The 19,314-nt window shown below is 72.1% G+C and carries 19 protein-coding genes; 3 read left to right on the top strand and 16 right to left on the bottom strand.

The features are described from left to right. From C472_RS13180 to C472_RS13165, 4 genes are all read right to left on the bottom strand, one after another. Nucleotides 1–768: 16S ribosomal RNA methyltransferase A (locus C472_RS13180; RefSeq protein WP_006630341.1), on the bottom strand; the 768-nt coding region annotated here is incomplete at its 3' end. A gap of 137 nt (nt 769–905) precedes the next feature. Beyond that, nucleotides 906–1,538: a DUF655 domain-containing protein gene (locus C472_RS13175; RefSeq protein WP_006630340.1), complete on the bottom strand. Its 633-nt coding sequence runs from the start codon at nt 1,536–1,538 to the stop codon at nt 906–908. Nucleotides 1,539–1,693: 155 nt separating this feature from the next. Next, a complete protein-coding gene (locus C472_RS13170) occupies nt 1,694–2,050 on the bottom strand; it encodes an RNA polymerase Rpb4 family protein (protein WP_006630339.1) in 357 nt (118 codons plus the stop codon). A 1-nt stretch (nt 2,051) separates the two neighbouring features. Then, nucleotides 2,052–2,345, bottom strand: coding sequence for a 50S ribosomal protein L21e (locus C472_RS13165; protein ID WP_006112901.1), 294 nt, complete (start codon nt 2,343–2,345; stop codon nt 2,052–2,054). Nucleotides 2,346–2,546: 201 nt separating this feature from the next. Between C472_RS13165 and mptA the strand changes: the two genes are divergently transcribed. After that, the gene (gene mptA / locus C472_RS13160) at nt 2,547–3,473 is read left to right on the top strand and encodes a GTP cyclohydrolase MptA (RefSeq protein WP_006630338.1); all 927 of its coding nucleotides are present in this window, start codon (nt 2,547–2,549) and stop codon (nt 3,471–3,473) included. A 440-nt stretch (nt 3,474–3,913) separates the two neighbouring features. On the opposite strand, the gene C472_RS13155 is transcribed toward mptA, so the two are convergent. The 3 genes from C472_RS13155 to C472_RS13145 all read right to left on the bottom strand — a co-directional run bounded on the left by C472_RS13155 (nt 3,914) and on the right by C472_RS13145 (nt 6,943). Then, complete coding sequence (locus tag C472_RS13155; RefSeq protein ID WP_006630337.1) at nt 3,914–4,720, bottom strand: TrmB family transcriptional regulator; 807 nt, start codon at nt 4,718–4,720, stop codon at nt 3,914–3,916. 149 nt (nt 4,721–4,869) lie between these two features. Further along, nucleotides 4,870–6,528, bottom strand: coding sequence for a DUF255 domain-containing protein (locus C472_RS13150; protein WP_006630336.1), 1,659 nt, complete (start codon nt 6,526–6,528; stop codon nt 4,870–4,872). A gap of 193 nt (nt 6,529–6,721) precedes the next feature. Beyond that, the gene (locus C472_RS13145; protein ID WP_006630335.1) at nt 6,722–6,943 is read right to left on the bottom strand and encodes a hypothetical protein; all 222 of its coding nucleotides are present in this window, start codon (nt 6,941–6,943) and stop codon (nt 6,722–6,724) included. A 272-nt stretch (nt 6,944–7,215) separates the two neighbouring features. On the opposite strand from C472_RS13145, the gene C472_RS13140 reads away from it, so the two are divergent. Continuing rightward, nucleotides 7,216–8,337 carry an asparaginase gene (locus C472_RS13140; RefSeq protein WP_006630334.1) on the top strand — a complete coding sequence of 374 codons (1,122 nt, stop codon included), beginning with the start codon at nt 7,216–7,218 and terminating at the stop codon, nt 8,335–8,337. Nucleotides 8,338–8,432: 95 nt separating this feature from the next. Then, on the top strand, nt 8,433–9,068 hold the full coding sequence (locus tag C472_RS13135) for a hypothetical protein (RefSeq protein WP_006630333.1): 636 nt from the start codon (nt 8,433–8,435) through the stop codon (nt 9,066–9,068). Between the two features lie 72 nt (nt 9,069–9,140). Here C472_RS13135 and C472_RS13130 read toward each other — a convergent pair whose 3' ends face one another. From C472_RS13130 to cheB, 9 genes are all read right to left on the bottom strand, one after another. Beyond that, entirely contained in the window at nt 9,141–10,424 is a 1,284-nt protein-coding gene (locus C472_RS13130; protein WP_006630332.1) for a carbohydrate kinase family protein, read from the bottom strand. Beyond that, nucleotides 10,421–11,392, bottom strand: coding sequence for a ribose 1,5-bisphosphate isomerase (locus C472_RS13125; protein ID WP_006630331.1), 972 nt, complete (start codon nt 11,390–11,392; stop codon nt 10,421–10,423). The genes C472_RS13130 and C472_RS13125 overlap by 4 nt, the downstream gene beginning before the upstream one ends. Before the next feature lie 60 nt (nt 11,393–11,452). Next, nucleotides 11,453–12,145 carry a class II aldolase/adducin family protein gene (locus tag C472_RS13120; RefSeq protein WP_006630330.1) on the bottom strand — a complete coding sequence of 231 codons (693 nt, stop codon included), beginning with the start codon at nt 12,143–12,145 and terminating at the stop codon, nt 11,453–11,455. Continuing rightward, nucleotides 12,142–12,855, bottom strand: a complete 714-nt coding sequence (locus C472_RS13115) for an HAD family hydrolase (RefSeq protein ID WP_006630329.1) — start codon at nt 12,853–12,855, stop codon at nt 12,142–12,144. The genes C472_RS13120 and C472_RS13115 overlap by 4 nt, the downstream gene beginning before the upstream one ends. Before the next feature lie 83 nt (nt 12,856–12,938). Then, complete coding sequence (locus tag C472_RS13110; RefSeq protein ID WP_006630328.1) at nt 12,939–13,811, bottom strand: CheF family chemotaxis protein; 873 nt, start codon at nt 13,809–13,811, stop codon at nt 12,939–12,941. Continuing rightward, entirely contained in the window at nt 13,812–15,026 is a 1,215-nt protein-coding gene (locus tag C472_RS13105) for a HEAT repeat domain-containing protein (protein WP_006630327.1), read from the bottom strand. After that, nucleotides 15,026–15,844, bottom strand: a complete 819-nt coding sequence (locus C472_RS13100; RefSeq protein ID WP_006630326.1) for a CheR family methyltransferase — start codon at nt 15,842–15,844, stop codon at nt 15,026–15,028. The genes C472_RS13105 and C472_RS13100 overlap by 1 nt, the downstream gene beginning before the upstream one ends. Further along, nucleotides 15,841–18,198, bottom strand: a complete 2,358-nt coding sequence (locus tag C472_RS13095) for a chemotaxis protein CheA (RefSeq protein WP_006630325.1) — start codon at nt 18,196–18,198, stop codon at nt 15,841–15,843. The genes C472_RS13100 and C472_RS13095 overlap by 4 nt, the downstream gene beginning before the upstream one ends. Further along, nucleotides 18,198–19,292: a chemotaxis-specific protein-glutamate methyltransferase CheB gene (gene cheB, locus C472_RS13090; RefSeq protein WP_193788352.1), complete on the bottom strand. Its 1,095-nt coding sequence runs from the start codon at nt 19,290–19,292 to the stop codon at nt 18,198–18,200. The genes C472_RS13095 and cheB overlap by 1 nt, the downstream gene beginning before the upstream one ends. Nucleotides 19,293–19,314 lie beyond the last annotated feature (22 nt).

Here is a 19,314-nt window from a genome sequence, read left to right as displayed (position 1 = left end):
GAAAAGCGCCTTCACGAACCGGAGGAAGAACGCCTCGTCGCCGACGGCGTAGTCGGGGTCGCGAGGGGTACAGCGCACGACCGCGCTCTCGACGGCCGGCTGCGGGTCGAACGCCTCCTTCGGGACGCGCTCGACGATCTCCACGTCGGCGTAGTGCTGCGCGGAGACCGAGAGCCGGCCGTACTCGGACTCGCCGGCCGACGCCACCATGCGCTCGGCGAACTCCGCCTGGAACATCAACACGAGCGGCTTCTTCTCGGGGAGCAGCCGGAAGGCGATCTCCGAGGAGACGCCGTACGGGAGGTTCGCGACGCAGGCGGTAAAGGGCGGGAGGTCGACGTCGAGCGCGTCGCCCTCCACCACGTCGAGCAGGCCGTCCGCGATCGCGGTCGCGAACTCCTCGCGGAGGAAGTCGGCGAAGGCCGCGTCACGCTCGATCACTGTCACGTTCCCCGGTTCGGCCGCCGCGTCAGCGGCCGTGTCGCCAGTCACGTCCGCGGCCGTGTCGGCGGTCGCACCGGCGGTCGAAGGAGCGGTCGCCGCCGCCAGCAGGCGGTCCGTGAGCGCGCCCGCGCCGCCGCCGATCTCCAAGAGACGGCTTCGGTCGGCGTCGTCCGGGAGGTAGCCGGGGATCCGGTCGAGGACCCGGTCGTCGACGAGGAAGTGCTGGTCGCGGTCGGGGTCGGCGCGCGAGCCGGCCCGCCTCGCGAGCGCGTCGGGGTCGCGGTCCCCGTACGCGGCGTCTTCACCCGTCGATGAGTCGGTCATGGCCGCGATACACGCGGAGTTCGGGTAAAAGTCTCGTTTCCGGGACGCTACGGCGGGTCGCGGTCGACGTCCGCGAACCCTTCGGGAGCGATGCGACCGCCGGAACCGTCAGAACTGACGGAAAACAGCGGCCCGACTCACTCCTCGCGGCCGACGAACGTCCGGTACTTCAGGTCGGACTCGCGGATCTCCTCGACGATCCGTTCTAAGATTACCTCCCGGGGGCGGTGGAGGCCGGCGATGCGCTCCTCGACGTCGTCGAAGCCCTCGAACGGGCCGCGCTTCCGCTCGTCCAACAGATCGTTCCGCAGCTTCTTGCCGATCCCCGGCAGCAGGTTCAGCTGGTGGAGCCGGAGCGTGATCGGGCCCGCCTCGTTGTAGAAGTCGACGAACCGCTCCTCGTCGGCCTCGACGATCGCCTCGACCGCGTACTCGATCTCCGCGGCCGCGTTCCGGGTGAGGTCGTCGAACGACACCTCGCGGTACCGGCCGACCGCGGAACCGTCGAGCGCGATCCGGTCGCCGACCGAGACGTCCGCGTCGCCGTCGAGCGACAACTCGTACAGCGCGAACGAGGCGTCCCCGAGTCCGTACGCCACCGGCGACTTGCGCGACTGCGGGCGGTCGTCGTCCGGGCGGCCGTTCGGCAGCACGTCGAGCAGGACGGCGGTGGGACCGCCGTCGTCGACGCCGTCCGCTCCGGCGTCCGCGGCGTCGTCACCCCCGTCTCGATCGTCGCCCGGCGTCCCGTCGCCGTCGGCGTGGTCCATGTATCGTTTATCGCTCCGAGCGGTGAAAAAACCGCTGGCGAGAGCGGGCGCTCGCTCGAACGAGACGGGTCGAACGCGCGGAACCGCCGCGGAGCACGCGGCCGGAAAACCGGACGGCCGAAAACGGGGTGGCCGGGGGACGGGGCGGTCCGCGGTCAGGCGTACTTCGCGACGACGTCGAGGATCTCGTCGAGCTCCTCGCCGTCGAGCGAGTAGCGCTCCTGAGCGAACACCGAGCGGAGCTCGGTGCGGTCCTCCGGGAGCAGGTCCGTGATCTTCACGGCGGTCGGCACGTCGATCTGGTCGAGCTCCGTCAGCTCCTCGACCAGCTCGCGGGACTCGTCGGCGTCGAGGTCCGCGAACCGGTTGACGTGCTCGATCGCGCGCGCCAGCTCGTAGCGGAGGTCACGGTCCTCGTCGGCCGCGCGCTCGTCTTCGATCTCCACGAGGATCTCCTTCGCCTCGGAGACGGTGACGTACTCCTCGTCGAGCTTCTCTTTGAAGATCGTCATCTCAGTTCTGCTGGGCGCGCATGTGGGCGGCGGTGACGATGAGCGTCTTCGTCTTGCCGCCGTCCGGGATCTCCACCTTGAACGCCGACCCCTGCTTGCCGACGACGGTGCCCGTCCGGCCGTCGAAGCGCGGGTGGAAACGTCCCTTGGGGACGCTCGGGTCGATCTTGAGGTGGACCTGCGACCCCTCGTCGAACTCCTGAATCGCTCGCTGCGGCGGAGAGGTGCCGCGGTTGCGGGGTTTGTTCGAGAGCTTGTCGCGAGTCGCCTTCTGCGGCCCATTGGAACTCGGCATGGTCTTGAGATGTCTTCCGCTGCCGCCGTTATAAATCGTGCGTTACGGGCCGCAGAGCGTGTGCGGCTCACACACGTGACAGTCGCGGACGGCCGTCACGCGCGGAGGCCCCTCACGCGCGCCGGCTCGCACGCGCGCAACTACCAGACGGACCTCCCCCTTCCGAAAGGGCTAATCCCGGGAGTCCCTATCATGTTCGTAATGAGTCATCAGCTGCCGGACGTACAGGCGTCCGCGCCCGACGTCACCGTCGGGCTGTCGCAGGTCGGCGTCACCGGCGTGGAGAAGCTCGTCAAGCTGGCGCGGGGCGACAAGCGACCCATCGTTCTCATGGCGGAGTTCGAGGTGTTTGTCGACCTCCCCAGCGGCCGAAAGGGGATCGACATGTCGCGGAATCTCGCCACGGTCGACGAGATCCTCGAAGACATCACTCGCGAGGAGGCGTACCGCGTCGAGGACGTCTGCGGCGACGCCGCCGAACGACTCCTCGAGAAGCACGACTATACCACCACCGCCGAGGTGTCGATGACGGCGGAGCTCGTCACCCGTGAGGATACGCCGGCGTCCGGCATCGAGACGCAGAGCACGGCGACGATCGTCGCCAGCGCGACCGCCACCGAGGACGGGACGCGAGAGGAGATCGGCGCGGAGGTCACCGGCATGACCGTCTGTCCCTGCTCGCAGGGGATGAGCGAGTCGCGGGCCCGCGACAAGCTCGCCCAGCTCGGCGTCGACGAGGAGACGACCGAGGAGTTCCTAGAGGCCGTCCCGCAGCCGGGTCACTCCCAGCGCGGGCACGCGACGCTGACGATCACGACCGACGGTCATCCCGACGTCGACCTCCGAGACGTGATCGACGTCGCCCGCGACTCGATGAGCGCGCGCATCTACAACATGGCGAAGCGGCCCGACGAGGACCACATGACCTACGAGGCCCACGCGGACGCGAAGTTCGTCGAGGACTGCGTCCGCGCGCTCGCCGAGGGAACCGTCGACGAGTTCCCGCACCTCTCCGACGACGCCGTGGTCCACATGAAACAGTCGAACGACGAGTCGATCCACCAGCACAACGCCCACGCCGAACGCGAGGTCCGGCTGGGCGACCTGCGGGACGAACTCGACCGATAAGTGCGTGTGGGCGCGGTCGCTGGGGCTTTTTACATGAGTCCGGGTGTCGCTGGCAACCCTTTATAAGTAGTTAGCGGCGCTGCGATGGACCTCGCCGAAGCCCCAGCCGCTCGGCTGTACGTATCCAACCACGTCGTGATCGACCCCTGACCGAGACCGCCGAAGCCCCAGCCGCGAGGGCTCGCGCGCCTCGTTGTGCGCCTCGCTCAGTCGCTGCCGCTCCTTCGCTGCGGTGCTTACGTCGGCGTGCTTCGCCCTCGCGGCTGCCCCTTCGAGTCCCGCCCCCGCAACCGCACAGCGCCTCACACCTCCCCAGCCTCGTCAGTCGCCGTCGCTCCGCTCCGGCGACTGACTCCCTCGCGCGTGCGACTCGCGCCCAAGCGGGCGCTCGTCGGCACGCGCCGCCGTACCGTCGTTTATAAGCTATCGTCGCGGACCGCTCACCCGAACGTCAGCGGCTCCGCCTCCGCCCAGCGCGGCTCGAACTGCTCTTTGACGCTCGTCGCGAACTCGATGTCCTTCACGTCGATCATCGCGAACGGCTCGTCGGCCGAGAGCGGGTGGGGCACCTCGATACACACCTCGATCTCGTCGAACACGTTGAACGTCCCGTCGACGCCGGGGGTCGTCCGGACCTCGAAGCCGTCCTCCTCGGCCAGTTCCGACGTGTACCGCCGGCCGACGCTCCGCGGGAGCGCGTCCACCGTCTCCGGCGACAGCAGTACGCGGATCTCCACGCCGCGTTCGAGCGCCGACTCCAGCTCCGCCGTCACGCGCTCGCCGATCGTGCCGAGGTCGAACCCGGTCGCGGGCGCACCGGCCACCACGACGACGCGGCGCTCCGCGGCGGCGATCCGCTCTAAGAGGAGGTCCGTCGCCTCCTCCGCGCCGACGGCCGCGGTCCAGAACTGGCCGTCGACCGGCTCGCCGGCGTCGAGTTCGGCGGACAGATCGTCGACCACCGACTCGTACTGTTCGGCCTGCGTCTGAAGCTCCTGTTTCTTCTCGTCGAGCAGGCGGTCGAGCGCGGCGTCCGGCTCGACCGCGACGTACTTCTTCGGGCGGCTCGCGGCCTGACTGCGGACTAAGCTGTGCTGCTCCAAGCTGTTGAGCACGTCGTAGATCCGGCCCATGGGGACCTCGCTCGCCCGGGAGAGGTCCTTCGCGGTGGTCGGCCCGGTCCGGAGGAGCGCGCGGTACGCCCGGGCCTCGTACTCGGAGAGCCCCAGGTCGCGGAGAGATGCCATACCCGGGGATGCCGCGGCACCCGTATAAACGCGTCGCACGTTTACGATCCGCGCGAGCGCGCCGGGCGGGAACGACGCGGGGCGTCGCCGATTCGACGACGCGTCGCTCCCGATCCGGCGACGCGCCGCGCCGGGAGCGTGGCGGAGCGTCAGGCCAGCACGTCGCCGACGCGGTCCATCAACTCGTCCGGCGTTTCCGCCGGATCGGAGGCGTCGTCGCCCGCGAGGACGACCGCGGTGCCCGCCGGGACCGACCGCGGCGCGGGCGCGCCGTCCTCGTGGGCGTTCGGCGCGACCACCTTCTCGTGGTCCGCGACCCGCCACGCGGCGCGGTGGAGGTCGCTGCCCGGTTCGGTCCCGACCGCGATGACGGTCGTTCCGCGGCGGAGGCGGGCGGCGAGGCTCCCGTAGCCGGCCACCTGAACGCTGAGCCGCTCGGTCGCGCCGGCGAACGCCTCGGCCGTCTCGCGGGCGACCTCGCGGTAGCGGTCATCGCCGGTGAGCGCCGCGAGATCGGCCAGCGCCGTCGCCAGTTCCACGTTGGCGTCGAGCGGCCGGAACGACCGGTCGAGCAGCCCCGACCCCGAGCGCGGGCCGTCGACGAACGAGCCGTCGACGCGGAGTTCGTCGATCGCTCGGTCCGCGACCGCGCGGGCGACGTCGACCCCCTCGCCCCGCACGCCGGCGGCGCGGACGTACGCGCCGACGACGCGGGCGGCGTCTTCGAGCAGGTCCGACTCGCCGGCCTCGTCGCTGCCGCGGTAGTGGGTCACCTCGCCGCTCTCGGCGTCGATCAGGTCGCGTTCGAGGCCGTCGAGGATCCGGTCGGCGTACTCGCGGGCGCGCTCGTCGTCGGTGTACGCGGCGACCGCGAGCAGCGCGTCCGCGGCGAGCGCGTTGCCGCCGGCGAAGACGGTGAGGTCGCGGCGCGGTTCGTCCAGGTCCGCGCGGTCCTCGGCCGGGGCCGCGTAGTACGCCCGGCCGAGTCCAGGGCCGAGGCTCCCGCCGACGCCGTAGCCCGTCCAGAGGTCGTCGGTGAGGAAGCCGACGGCGTCGAGCGCGGGGTCGAGGTAGGCGTCGTCGCCGGTGTAGAGGAACGCGTTCGCGAACGCGCGGGTCACCGCGGCGTTCGTGTCGAGCGGCTTCTCGTAGGCGACGTCGCCCCAGTCGCGGGTGCCCGCGTACCGGAAGAATCCGCCCGCGACGTCGTCGGCGAGGTGGTCGCGGACCGCGTCGAGCGTCCGCAGCGCGCGGTCGCGGTCGCGCTTCAGCGCGAACTCGACGGTGCGCGGCAGCGGGAACTTCGCGTCCGTTCCCCAGCCGGCGTACTCGTCGTCGTACTTCGCCTCCAACTGGCCCGCGAGGTGGCTCTCGATCCCGTCGGTGAGGTCGCCGCGGGGCGGGAGGTCGGCGTTCAGCGCGCGGGGGATCCGCCCCGCGTCCCGGCCCTTGTCGGCCCACATCGTCCGGACCGATTCGAGGACCTGCCGCATGCCGTCGACGTCGAGGTACCCCGCGCCGGTCAGCAGTTCCCCCTCGGGGGTGAGGAAGGCGGTCGTCGGGAACCCGCCCATGTTGTACCGCTCTCGGACTCGCGGGTGGCGGTCGACGTCGACGCGGACGGGGACGAACCCCTCGTTGACGTTGGCGGCGATCCGCGGCTCCGCGTAGGTGGTCGCGTCCATCTCGTGACAGCCCTCGCACCACGTGGCCGACAGCGAGAGCAGCACCGGGCAGTCGCGCTCGTCCGCCTCGGCGAACGCCTCGGGACCCCAGTCGCGCCACTCGACGCGAGTCTCGTCGCTCATATCCGCAGTCGGACCGGGGCGGGGGTAAGCGCTTCGAGAGCGGAAGCCGAGGGACGAGGCCGGAGGCGGCAGACGGTGGCCCGGAAGAGAGACGCTGGTCGGCGAGGGGCGGCAGAAGACGGAGGGCGGGAGGGCGTCGCGTCGGCGTCCACGCGTCGCGGCGTCGGTCGGCCGAGCGATTCGACGGGTGTCCTCAGCGCTTGTAGTCGTGGCCGAGCGCGAGCGCGAGGGCGTTGGCGAACAGGAGGGCGACGAACAGCCGGCCGGTGCCGCCGTCGAGCCCCGAGTACAGCAGGACGGGGTACGCGGCGGGAATCGCGATGGCCGCCCAGAAGGCGGCGGCCTTGACGGTGCCGGTCATCAGCCCGGCGAGCCGTTCGCCGGAGGCGATCTGCGTGGGAGCGGGGGTTGACATGGACACTCCTCCGTACGACGGGGGACCACATATAGCCCGACGAGGGTTCGGCGAATTTCACCACGTTTCTCGGCCGTCCGGGACGTTTTAAAACCGCCTCAGATTCGGTTTAAATGTTTACAGACCCCGCTAATCGTTTGTTTCGGTGTCTTCACCGATCCGGCAGTTTGGGTCCGATCCGACCGCCGCGAATCGGTCCGACCCCGTTGACGCCCGCGGCGGGCGACTGCCGCGGCACCAACCGATTTGTCCGTCGGGAGTGAGGGAGTGGTGTGAACGGAACCGACCGCTGCGGCCGACGCGAGGACCGAACCGACCGAGACCGCTCCGCGGCGCGCGCCGACGGCGGCCGCCCGCTGGTGGCGGTCGTCGCCTGCGGCGGCACCATCGCCTCGGAGCCGGGCGACGACGGCGCGGCCCCCGAGAAGACCGGGGCCGACCTCGTGGAGGCGGTGCCGGCCGTGACGGACCACGCCCGGGTGACTACCCGAGAGGTGTGCTCACAGCCCGGGTTCGACGTCCGGTGGAAGGACGTGCTCGCGACCGCGACCGCCGCGCGCGACGCGGTCGGCGAGGGGCCGGACGACGCCGGCGGACCGAGCGAGTCCGGCGAGGCGGGCGAGTCCGCCGAGGAGCGCGCGGACGGCGTCGTCGTCACGCACGGGACGGACACCCTCGCGGACACCGCGTTCGCGCTGGACCTGCTCAGCGACCTCGACGCGCCGGTCGTCGTCACCGGCGCGCAGCGTCGCCTCGATGAACCCTCCAGCGACGTGCCCGCGAACCTCGCGCTCGCGGTCCGGGCGGCCGCGGACGACCGGTTCGCGCCCGGGGTCCACGTCGCGTTCGACGACGAACTCCACGCGGCCCGCGACGTCGTGAAGGGCCACAGCAACGCGCTGTCGACGATGACCTCGCCGGAGGCGGGGCCGGTCGCGACGTTCACCCGCGCCGCATCGCGACTCCTTCGGAGGCCCGAGCGCGGCGTGTCGCTCGACCCCCTCGCGGACGCGGTCGACGACGCCGCGGCCGTGCCCGAGGTCCCGGTGATCCACTCCGGGACGGGCGTCGGCGCGGGCGCGCTCGAACGCGCGCTCGACGCGGGCGTCGGCGGGGTCGTCGTGGAGGGGACCGGACTCGGGAACGTCACCGGCGCGCTCGGCGACGCGATCGGCGAGGCGGTCGGCTCCGTCCCGGTGGTCGTGGCGGGCCGTCCCCCGGCCGGACCGACGGAACCGGTGTACGGAACGCCGGGTGGAGCCGTCACGCTCGCCGAGCACGGGGTGACGTTCGCCGGGGACCTCCCGGCCGCGAAGGCGCGGGTCGCGCTCGCGCTCGGCCTCGCCGCCGACCTCGACCGGGACGGGATCGAGGCGCTGTTCGAGCCGGCGTAACCGCCGTCGAGCCGGGGTAACCGCCCGGTGCGGTCGCTCAGACGGCTGTTTGTGTGTACACGAAGCCCTTATACGTCGGCCGCGTACCGCAGGGTATGAGCGAGTTCACGCGACGGAGGGCCATCTACGGCGTCGCCGCCGGGGGCGTCGCCGCGCTCGCGGGGTGTACCGGAACCGGCGATCCTGTGCCGGGCGGGAACGGCTCCGACGACGGAGACGCGACCGACGCCGGAAACGACACGGACGGAGACGGCGGTGACGACGGCGGGGGCGACGGCGAGGTCGCGACCGCCGTCCACCAGGTCGGCGAACCGCTCTCCGGCCCGGCGTGGGACCGGACGCAGCGGCGGGGGATCTGCGTGCTGATCACGGAGGCGAACGGCGACGGCACGCGGATCCTCGACGAGGCCCCCGAGCCGGCCCGCGAGTTCCTCGCGGCGACCGACTTCTCGGAGTCGGTCGTCTGCTACGTCGAGTCCGTCGGCCCGACCACCTGCCACGACGAGGTCGCGTTCGACGGGGTCGGAATCGAGGACGGGACCCTCGTCGCGGACGCGACGGTTCAGGGGGCCGAAGACGAGGACGTGGCCTGCGGCGAGGCGGTCACCTACTCGGCCGCGCTGCTCCGCGTCACGAGCGACCCGCTCCCCGAGACGGCCCGGCTCTCGGTGACGGACGGCTGGGGCGAGACGGGAACGGTCCGGGACGGCGACGGGGTTCCCGACCGGTAGTCTCGCGGGCGGCGTTCGGCCTGACGACGACCCGCCGGGCGCTCCGGTCTCGTTCGGTTTCGACGGCGCGCGTCAGGCGCGGACCTCGATGAGGAGGTCCGTCTCCGGCGACTCGCCCATCGTCTCGCGGACGCGCTCCCACGAGAGGTCGGTCCGCGCGGTCACCGACTCGGTCGCGACGGCACCGCAGGCGTTCGCCACCAAGATCGGCACCTGGTAGTCGCGCGGGTCGTGCGAGAACCCGTCGCCGGTGATCTCCGGCTCCCGCAGCGCGGCGGCGAGGAACCCGGCCGCGAAGGCGTCGCCCGCGCCGGTCGTGTCGACCGGGTCGACGTCGAACCCCGGGTGCGAGACGCTGCCGTGCGGGGTGCGGACCGTCGCGCCCTCGCCGCCGAGCTTGATCGCGACGACGCGGTCGTCCGGCTCCCACGGGTCGACGTCGGTCTCGGCGTCGAGCGCGTCGGCCTCGCGGTCGTTCAGGAACAGGACGTCGCTCGCCGCGAGCGCGGCGTCGAACTCGCGGTCGGCCACCCGGCGGCCGGGGTCGAAGCTCCGGGTCGCGCCCGCCTCCGCGGCCGCGGTCGCGAGCGCCGCCGCGGTCTCGGGCTGTTGCCCGGTGAGGTGGAGGTGGTCGGCGGCCGCGAGCGTGTCGCGGTCGAGCCCGGCCGCCGAGAACGACTCGTTCGCGCCGTCGTTGGCGAGCATGAGCAGCTCCCCGCTCCCGTCGACGACGACGTACTTCACCGAGGTCGGCTCGGCGGCGTCGACGAGCACCTGTCCGGGGTCGACCCCGGCCTTCGACAGCTCCCGCAACGCCAGCGCCCCCGACTCGTCCCCGCCGACGCTGCCGTAGACGACCGACTGGCCGCCCAGATCGACGAGGCCGACCGCGACGTTCGCGGCGCTGCCGCCCCCGGACTGTTCGAGCCGCTCGATCCGGGTCTCGCCGTCCGGCTCCGGGAGGCTGTCGACGTGGATCGTCACGTCCCAGTTGATGTGGCCCGCGGAGACGACCTTCGGGACGCGAGCGCCCTCCTCGGGGCCGAGGTCCGGATCGGCGTCGACCTCGGGGTCGACGGCGTCGTCGGTCCCGGCCCCGCCGTCGGTCCCCGCTCCGCCGTCACCGCCCTCGCCGCCGTCGGCGGGCGCGTCGTCGCCCTCCCACTCGTCGAGTTCGCGGTCCCACTCCGCGACCGTCTCGTCCCAGTCGTCGACGCCCTCCTTGTTTTCGTCCGCTTCGCCGTCGGCTGGCGCGTCGTCGGCGTCGTCCGCGCCGCCGTCGGCGACCCGAGGGTCGCGTCGGTCGGCGTCGCCGTCCGGGGCGTCGTCGCCCGCGGGGCCGTCGCGTCCGCTCATTGCTCCGCCCACGGTTCGGCGGCACCCTCGCCGAACAGCTCCCGCATCAGCGTCACGATGCTCTCCGGGGGGAACTGCCCGTGTTCGGTGACGATCGCGTCCATGTACCGCGGCGGCGTCACGTCGAACGCCGGGTTCTCGACCGCTACCTCGCCGATCGCCTCGCGGGCCTCCGACTCGATCACCTCGGCCTCGTCGCGCATCTCGATCTCGACGGTGTGGCCCGTCAGCGTCTCCGGGTGGAGCTTGATCGTCTGGGCCGCGGTCATGATCGGGACGCCGCGCTCGCGGGCGTTGACCGCCAGCCCCGAGGTGCCGATCTTGTTGATGACGCCGCCGTCCGCGGCGATCGAGTCGGCACCGACGACCACGTGGTCGACCTCGTCGAGGTACCGCCGCGCCGCCGAGTCGACGATCAGCGTGACGGGGACGCCCATCTCCCGGAGCGCCTCGGCCGTGATGTGGCCCTGCTGGCGCGGCCGCGTCTCCTTGACGACCGCCGAGATCGACTTCCCCTGTTCGACCGCGGCCTCGATACACGCGAGCGCGTCGGTGGAGTGGCAGTGCGTCATCACCGTGTCGCCGTCCGCGAGGCGGTTCGCGCCGACCTCCCCGAGGTCGTCCTGCGCGCGGTCGAGCTGGCGGACGAACGCGTCGCTCGCGTCGACGACGCTGTCCCGGAGCGCGTCGACCGTCTCCCCCTCCATCCGCTGGAGGACGTACCGGAGGGCGTTCGGCAGCGACACCGCGGTCGGCCGCGTCTCGCGGAGGGTGCGCCCCGCGGCGCGCAGCGACGCGCGGAACGCCTCGGGGTCGCTCGCGGTCGCGTCCGCCTCGGCCGCCGCCTCGGCCTGCTCGGCGAGCGCCTCGGCGGCCGCGGAGGCGATGGTCGCCGCACCGCGTATCTCCATGGTCGCGATCGCCTCGGCGGTCTCGCGGACCGCCGGGGCCGGCTCCGTGTCTGTCATACCGATCCCGTAACCCGCCGCGTATTTATAAAACCGGCCGACTGCCGGAGCGGCCGGAGGTCACTCGGCGTCCGGCTGCTGGCCGTAGCTCTCGAACCGCTCCTCGACGGTCGCCATCTGCTCGGCGGAGAGGACGTTCGGCTCGCCGACCGCGGACGCGCGGAGGTAGAGCCGGCAGATGTCCTCGACGTGGCGGGTGTTCTCGACGGCCGTCTCGACGTCGGGACCGGTCACCACCAGCCCGTGGTTCGCGAGGATGGCCGCGTCGGAGTCGGCCTCGGCCATCGCGGCGACGACGTTGGCGGCCAGCTCCTCGGTCCCGTACGGCGCGTAGTCGGCCAGCGGCACCTCCCGGCCCACCGCGGCGATCATGTAGTGGATCGGCGGGAGCTTCCGGCCGAGCGTCGCCATCGTCGTCGCCCACGGCGAGTGGGTGTGGACGATCGCGCCCGGCCGATCGTGCCCGTAGATGCCCGTGTGCATCGGCACCTCGCTCGACGGGGCCATCCGCCCGGCCAGCCGCTCGCCCTCCAGCGAGACCACGGGCACGTCGACGGCGTCGAAGGAGTCGTACGGGACGCCGGTGGGGGTGACGGCGACGCGGTTCCCCTCCCGAACGCTCAGGTTCCCGGTCCGGCCGGGCGTGAGGGCCGCCAGCGCGGGCGCGTTCTCGACGACCGCCTCGCGCGCCTCGCGGAGCAGGTCGGGGTTCGCGTCCGGACCGCCGTCGGCCGCGGAGCCGTCGCGGCTCACGCCGCCACCTCCGTCAGGTCGGCGAGGGAGTCGAGTTGATAGTCGGGGCGGCGCGGACCGGTGAGCTCCGCCGCGGCGGGCGCGTCGCCGTCGGCGACGAACAGCGCCGTGTCGGTGCCGACGGCGTTCGCGCCGGCGATATCGGCGTCGACGTTGTCGCCGACCGCGAGCGCCTCGGACGGCCGGTAGTCGAGTTCGGCGAGCGCGGTCGCGAACGGGAGCGCGCTCGGCTTCTCGCGGCCGACCTCCTCGGAGGTGACGAGCAGGTCCAGCCGGTCGTCGATCCCGAGGTGCGCGAGCTTGCGCAGCTGGACTCGCGTCGTGAGGTTGGTCACGACCGCGACGTCGGTCCCCGCCGCCGAGAGCGCGTCGAAGAGCGGCTCGACGCCCGCACAGAGGGCCATCTCCTCGACGAAGCCGTCCCAGTAGGCGTCGCCGGCCGCCAGCGCGCCCGCGACGTCCGGCTCGCCGGCGTGTCGGTACAGTCCGCGCTTGAAGTAGACGTGCCGGTCGTGGGACGCGGCGGTGGTGCGCGTCTCGCGTTTCGCCTCGCGGCGGCCGGTCGCGTACAGGTCGTCGAACGCCTCGCGGTCCAGTTCGTACCCGCGCTCGCGGAGGGCGTTGAGCGCGGCCCGCTTGCCCGCCTCGTTACAGGGATCGTACGGGTACAGCGTGTTGTCGAGGTCGAAAAGCACCGCCTCGTAGCTCATGGACGGACTCGACGCGGCATCGACTTAAGCGTGCTTCGACGCGGCGACGGGAGCCGCCCCAGATCGAAAAGTGGCGTCGCCGGCTACTGCTCGTTCATCGCCTCGCTGGCGATGTTGCGCCCGCGGGAATTGAGCGCGACCTCCCGCCGAATCCGGACCTCCTCGACCACTTCGAGTTCGACGAGCCGCTCGAACGTCTCCTCGACGTCGTCGACTTCCATCCCGAGGAACGAGGGGATCTCGAACGGCGAGACGCCGGAGTACAGCGCCATCAGCACCTCCCGGTCGCGGCTGGAGAGGTCGACGTTCGTCGAGGAGCGCTCCTCGCCCTTCCGCAGCCACGACTCGACGAACCGCATCCGGTTCGGATCGCCCGCGACGTGCGTCTCGATGCTCGTCCCCTCGTCGTCGGTGTGAGACACCTCGATGACGGGCTTTTTGCCGCCGTTGACGGTGCGTTTCGCCGCGTCGAGACCGCTGATGTCGTCGAGGTCGAACTTCACGAAGACGCCGCGCTCTAGGGCGGCGTTGAGCCCGTTGTCGTCGATCTTCACGCGGGCCTGCTCCCACTCGGTGTCCTGGACGACGCCCCCCTCGATCGCGGGGTGTTTCGCCATCACCGTCTTCTGGTCGAGCAGCGCGCGGTAGACGTCGCGCTCGAACGACTCGTGGTCGGAGGCGGCGACGAGCAGCACCTGCTCGCCCAGATCGAAGCTCACGTAGTTGGAGACGCGCGCGACCGTCTGGTTCGCGTCGTGGCGGCCGCCGAGCCGCTCCAGCTTCGACAGCGGGACGGTCCGCTTCCCGTCGTTGCCGGCGAGGATGAGCCGCCGGTTCGAGAGGAGGACCCGCCCGGGGGTCCACGAGACGTCGCTCACCTTGCGCCCCTCGCGGACCGCGACCGCGAACTTCGCTTGGGTGTCGGTGATCTTGTACTCGCTGTCCTCTTGGGACATTTACGGCCCCCCTGCGCGCAGCTTCGAGACGGCCGAGAACACGCGCTTTCTGACGGCCTGACTGTCGTCGTCGGCGTACTCCTCGAGGCGGTTCAGCGTCTCCTGCCCGCCGATCTGCCCGAGGACGAACACCGCCTTCGCGCGGGCGTCCTCCGGGTGTTCGGGGCCGAGCTTGTCGAGCAGACGGTCCTCGACGACCGGCCCGCCGAGGCTCTTGAGGCTCGTGGCCGCGAACTGCGCGGTCTGCGGGTCGTCGTCCGCGAGCGCGTCCGCGAGCGCTTCCACCGCCGTCGACGCGTCCGGGTCCGCCACGCGCCCGAGGATCCACGCCGCGTTCCGGCGCTGGCGGGACTGCTGCCCGTCGGTGAGGATCTCGACGAGCGGTTCGACGACCGTCGCGTCGTCGGCCTCCTTCAGCTCCGAGACGACCTGATCGCGGACCGCGTGGCTCTGCTGGGTCGGCACGTTCGAGAGCAGTTCGATGACGGAGTACACCGCCGCGTTGCGGACGACCGCGCTCTCGTCGCCGAGCGCCCGCGCGAGCGGCTCGACCGGATCGGGGTTGCTCGCCTTCCCGAGCGCGCCGGCCGCGATCCGCCGGATCGACTCGTCGCCGTCGCTGAGCAGGTCGAGGAGGGGCGACAGCGCCTCGTCGGTGCCGATCTCTCCGAGAGCGTTCGCCGCGGCGCGGCGCACGCGCGGGTCCTCGTCGCCGAGCGCGTCCCGGAGCCCGGGGACGGCCCGCGCGTCCGCAAAGGTGCCGCAGGCCTGCGCCGCGCGCAGGCGGACGCGCTCGTCCCCGTCGTCGAGCGCCCCGACGAGCGGCTGGAGGCCGCTGGCGTCGTCGAGCCGCCCGAGCGCGTTCGCCGCGGCCATGCGGAGCTCCGGGCGGTCGGCCTCGAGGGCGCGCGCGAACTTGCGCGCGGTGACCCACTCGGCCTCGCCGTCGTTGCCGCCCCCGGTGAGCTCTTCGAGGAGCTGTTGGAGCGCCCCCTCGCCGATGGCGTCCAGCGCGTCGACGGCGGCCCCGCGGACCTCCGGGTCGTCGTCGGTGGTCGCGGCGCGGAGCAGGCCGTCGACCGTCGGCTGGTCGCTCTCCTCGCCGATCTCGCCGAGGAACTCGGCGGCGCGGCGGCGGACGGCCGCGCTGTCGCTGCCGAGCGCGTCCCGGAGCGGCTCCACGTTCCCGTCCCGAGCGTGCTGGTACAGCGACATCAGCGCCTCCCGAACACCCGTCGTCGCTTGTCGATCGGTTCGTAGCGGTCGCTCCGGTTCGGGGGGACGCTCTCCGTCATCCCCAACACGAGGACGCCGTCGTCGGCGAGCGACGCCTCCAGCGTGTCGAACAGGGCGGCCTTGTGGTCGATGTCGATGTAGATCAGCAGGTTGCGACACAACACCACGTCGAAGGGGTCGCGCGCCCCGTCGCGGATCAGGTCGTGCGTCTCGAAGTCGACGAGGCGCTTGACCGCCGGGCGCACCCGGAACGTGTCCTCGTCGCGCTCGACGTAGCGGTCCGGGTCCGAGAGCGGCTCCAGCTCCTCGGCGATGTCGGTCGTCCGCGTCGTGTGGTAGACTCCCTCTCGGGCGTTGTCGAGCGCCTCCTCGCTGATGTCGGAGCCGAGCACCTCCACGCGCGACTCGTCTATCTCGTCGTCGTCGCAGGCTAACATCGCGACGGAGTACGGCTCGCGGCCGTCGGCCGACGGCGCGGACCACACCCTGACGCGCCGCTGGTCCGCGGTCCGCTCGCGTAACACCTCGCGGAGGACGTCCCACATCTCCGGGTTGCGGAAGAACTCCGTCACGTTGATCGTGAGCGCGTCCATCAGCGCCTGCCGCTCGTCTTCGTCGTCGCGGAGGATGCGCTCGTACTCGGCGTGCGACTCCGTGTCGCGCCGCCGCATCCGCGCCGTGATCCGACGGTCGAGATACGACTCGTTGTAGTACCCCGGCTCGAACGGGACCGTGTCGTCGATCTGCCGGAGGACCCCTTCAAACGCCGTTTCGCCCTCGTCGCCCGCTTCGCTCATAGGCTCACCACGTCGAGCACGGCAACGACGTCCCCGTCGCCGAGGACGGCCGTGCCGCTGAGGCCGGGCGTCCCCGAGAGCGGACCGTCGAGCGGTTTGACGACCACTTCCTCCTGATCCAGCACCGCGTCGCAGTGGAGCGCGACCTGCCGTGTCTCCTCGCGGATCCGGACGAGCATGCCGTCGTCGGTCGGGCTTCCGGCCCCCTCGGCCGCGCCCTCGTCGTCGGGGCCCGGGACGTCGGCGGTCTCGTCGTCGACCGCGACGCCGCCGTCGGCGGCCGGGGTCTCGTCGGCGGCCGCCGCGGACGCCTCGACCGCGCCGGGGTCGACCTCGCCGAGCCGCTCGTTCAGCCTGACGACGGGATAGAGGTCGTCCTCGTGTCTGACAACCTCGTCGCCGTGGACCTCCTCGACGTCGTCGGCGCGGGCGACCTCCGCGATCGACTTGATCGGGATGCCGTACTCCGTGCCGCCGACGTCGACGAACATCACCTTCACGATGGCGACGGTGACCGGGAGCCGGAACCGGACCGTGCTCCCCTCGCCCGGCTCGCTCTCGATCGAGACGGAGCCGTCGAGGTCGCGCGCGGTCGTCCGCACCACGTCCATGCCGACGCCGCGGCCGGAGACATCCGTGACCTCCTCCGCGGTGGAGAAGCCGGGGTGGAACACGAGGTCGTACACCTCGTCGTCCTCCATCGCCTCGACCGCCTCGCGGCTCTTGACGCCCTCGTCGACCGCCTTGTCGCGGAGCTGGTCGGGGTCGAGCCCCCCGCCGTCGTCGGTCACCTCGATGATGACGTGGTCGCGCTCGCGCTCGGCGGTCAGCTCCACGTGGCCGGTCGGGTCCTTCCCCGCGGCCTCGCGCTCCTCCGGCGACTCGATCCCGTGGTCGACCGCGTTCCGCAGGACGTGCACGAGCGGGTCGCGCATCTCCGTGAGGATCGTCCGGTCCAGCTCCACGTCGTCGCCCTCGATCTGGAAGTCGATCCGCTTGTCGAGGTCCCGCGAGATGTCGCGGACGAGCCGCGGGAACGAGTCGGACACCTGCGAGAACGGGATGAGGCGCATGTCCATCGCCGTGTCCTGAAGGCTGGAGGCGAGCTTGTCCAGCTCGTCTAACGCGTCGGACTCGGCGTCCGTCCCCTCGATCTCGCGGCGCAGTTTGATCCGGCTCGTCACCAGCTGCTCGACCAGCCCGTACAGCTCGTCGACCTGATCGACGTCGACCCGGATCGACTTGATCTCGTCGGCGGACTTGGAGTCCGAGCCGCCGGAGGACGACCCGCCGTCGTCGCTCCCGGAGTCCGTCTCGTCGCCCGATCCGGCGTCGCTCTCGGATTCCGCCCCGTCGCCCTCCGAGTCCGCGTCGCCGGTCTCACCGTCGACGCCCTCGGATTCGGTCGGCTCGGGGTCGGGGGCATCGAGCTCGCCGTCGGCCTCGTGGCTCGCGGCGTCCGCGGCCGTCTCCTCGACCGCGTCGGCGGCGTCGCCCGTCGCGTCCGCCGCCGTCGCCTCGGTGTCGTCGACCGCGTCGCCGTCCGCCGACCCGTCGAGCGCGACCGCCGTCACCGACTCGACCTGCGTGAGCGCCTCGAGCCCCTCGGCGAGGACCGCGGGCTCGGTGCCGCCGACGAACGCGTCGAACCGCTCGTCGTACTCGCCGTCCTCCAGCGCCTCCGGGTCGGGGTCCGTCGCGTGCGCGTCGAACTGCTCGTCGAGGGCCTGGAGGACGAGCGCCGCGTCGACCCCCGCCATCTTCGCCTCGCCGATCGTCACGTCCGCGTACGCGACCGGCTCGGGCAGGTCGGCCGCGGCCGCGGGCGGCTCCGGCACCGAGACGTCGGGCGCGTCGTCGCCGCTTTCGGCGTCCTCGTCTGCGCCGGGGTCGTCGGCGTCGGCGGCCCCGTCGCTCTCGCCGTCGTCGCCCCCGTCGTCGTCGGCCCCGGACTCGTCGCCCTCGTCGCCGCCGACGGTGCCGTGTTCCTCCATCTCGCGCAGGCGCGACTCGAGGTCCGAGGGGTCCGTCGACACCTCGCCGGTGTCGGCGATCTCGGACACCATCGCCTCGACGGCGTCGACCCCCTCGAAGAGGAGGTCCATCAGCTCGGGGGACACCTCGCGCTCGCCCTGCCGGACCGCGTCCAGCAGGTCCTCGAGGGCGTGTCCGAAGTCGGAGACGTCTTCGTACCCCATCGCCGCGGCGTTGCCCTTCAGGGTGTGCGCAACGCGGAACACGTCGTCCATCGCCTCGGCGTCCTCTGGGTCGGCTTCGAGGGCGAGCAGCGCGTTGTTCAGGTCCGTGATCCCGTCTTCCGCCTCGGCGACGAACGCGGCGCGGTGGGAGTCCATCAGGCCTCACCCCCAACGATCGCGCCGGCGACGTCGTCGAGGTCGTGTACCTCGTCGACCCCGCCGGTCTCGACGGCGCGCTTCGGCATCCCGTAGATGACGCAGGTCCCCTCGCTCTGCGCGAGCGTCCGGGCCCCGGCGTCGGCCATCGCGCGGATCCCCTCGGCGGCGTCCGAGCCCATCCCGGTCAGCACGACGCCGACGAGCGGGTCGTCGACCACCTCGGCGGCCGAACGCATCGTCACGTCGGCCGCGGGAGTGACGGTGTGGGAGTCGTCGTCCGCGTCGAGCTTGACGCGGAGCCGCCCCGAGCGGTAGCTGTCGATCAGGGTGTGGCTGCCGCCGCGGGCGACGAGCGCCTCGCCGGCACCGATCCGCGCCCCGTCGCTCGCCTCGCGCACGTCGTACGCGGACGCCTCGTCGAGCCGGTTCGCGAACCGCGACGTGAACGCCTCCGGCATGTGCTGGACGATCACCACGCGGCAGTCCGCCATCGGCAGCGCCGACAGCACGCGCTCGACCGCGTTCGGGCCGCCGGTCGACGCCGCGATGACCACGGTCAGGGGGCCGTCCACGTCGACCGCGCCGGCGTCGGACCCGGCGTCCGACCGCTCCGACGCCGCGGAGCTGGGGTCGTCCCGCTCGCGCGTCGCGGCGTCGAGGTCGGCGTCCGCGACCGACCGCACCGCCTCGACGAGCCGCTCGGACTCGCGCGAGACGCCGGTCGAGACCTCGCCGCCGGGCTTGGCGAAGAAGTCGACCGCCCCGCGGTCGAGCGCCTCGAAGGTGACCTCCGCGCCCTCGTCCGTGTGCGCCGACAGCATCAACACCGGCGTCGGCGTCTCCTCCATCAGCCGCTCGACGGCTTCGAGTCCACCCATCCCGGGCATTTCGACGTCCATCGTCACGACGTCGGGGCGCTCCTCGGCGACCACCGAGAGCGCCTCTTCTCCGTCTCCCGCCTCGCCGACGACCGCGACCCCCGCATCGCTCAAGAGATCGCTTATCAGACCCCGCATGAACGGGGAGTCGTCGACGACCACCACCCGCGGCGACCCGTCCCGACCGCCGCGCCGATCCGTCGTCCTGCTCATGTTCAACACCGGACCCAGAATC

Source organism: Halorubrum tebenquichense DSM 14210, assembly GCF_000337415.1.
Classification (GTDB): domain Archaea; phylum Halobacteriota; class Halobacteria; order Halobacteriales; family Haloferacaceae; genus Halorubrum; species Halorubrum tebenquichense.
The sequence above is the reverse complement of the archived record's forward strand: the minus strand, read 5'-3'. Positions and strand labels throughout refer to the sequence as shown.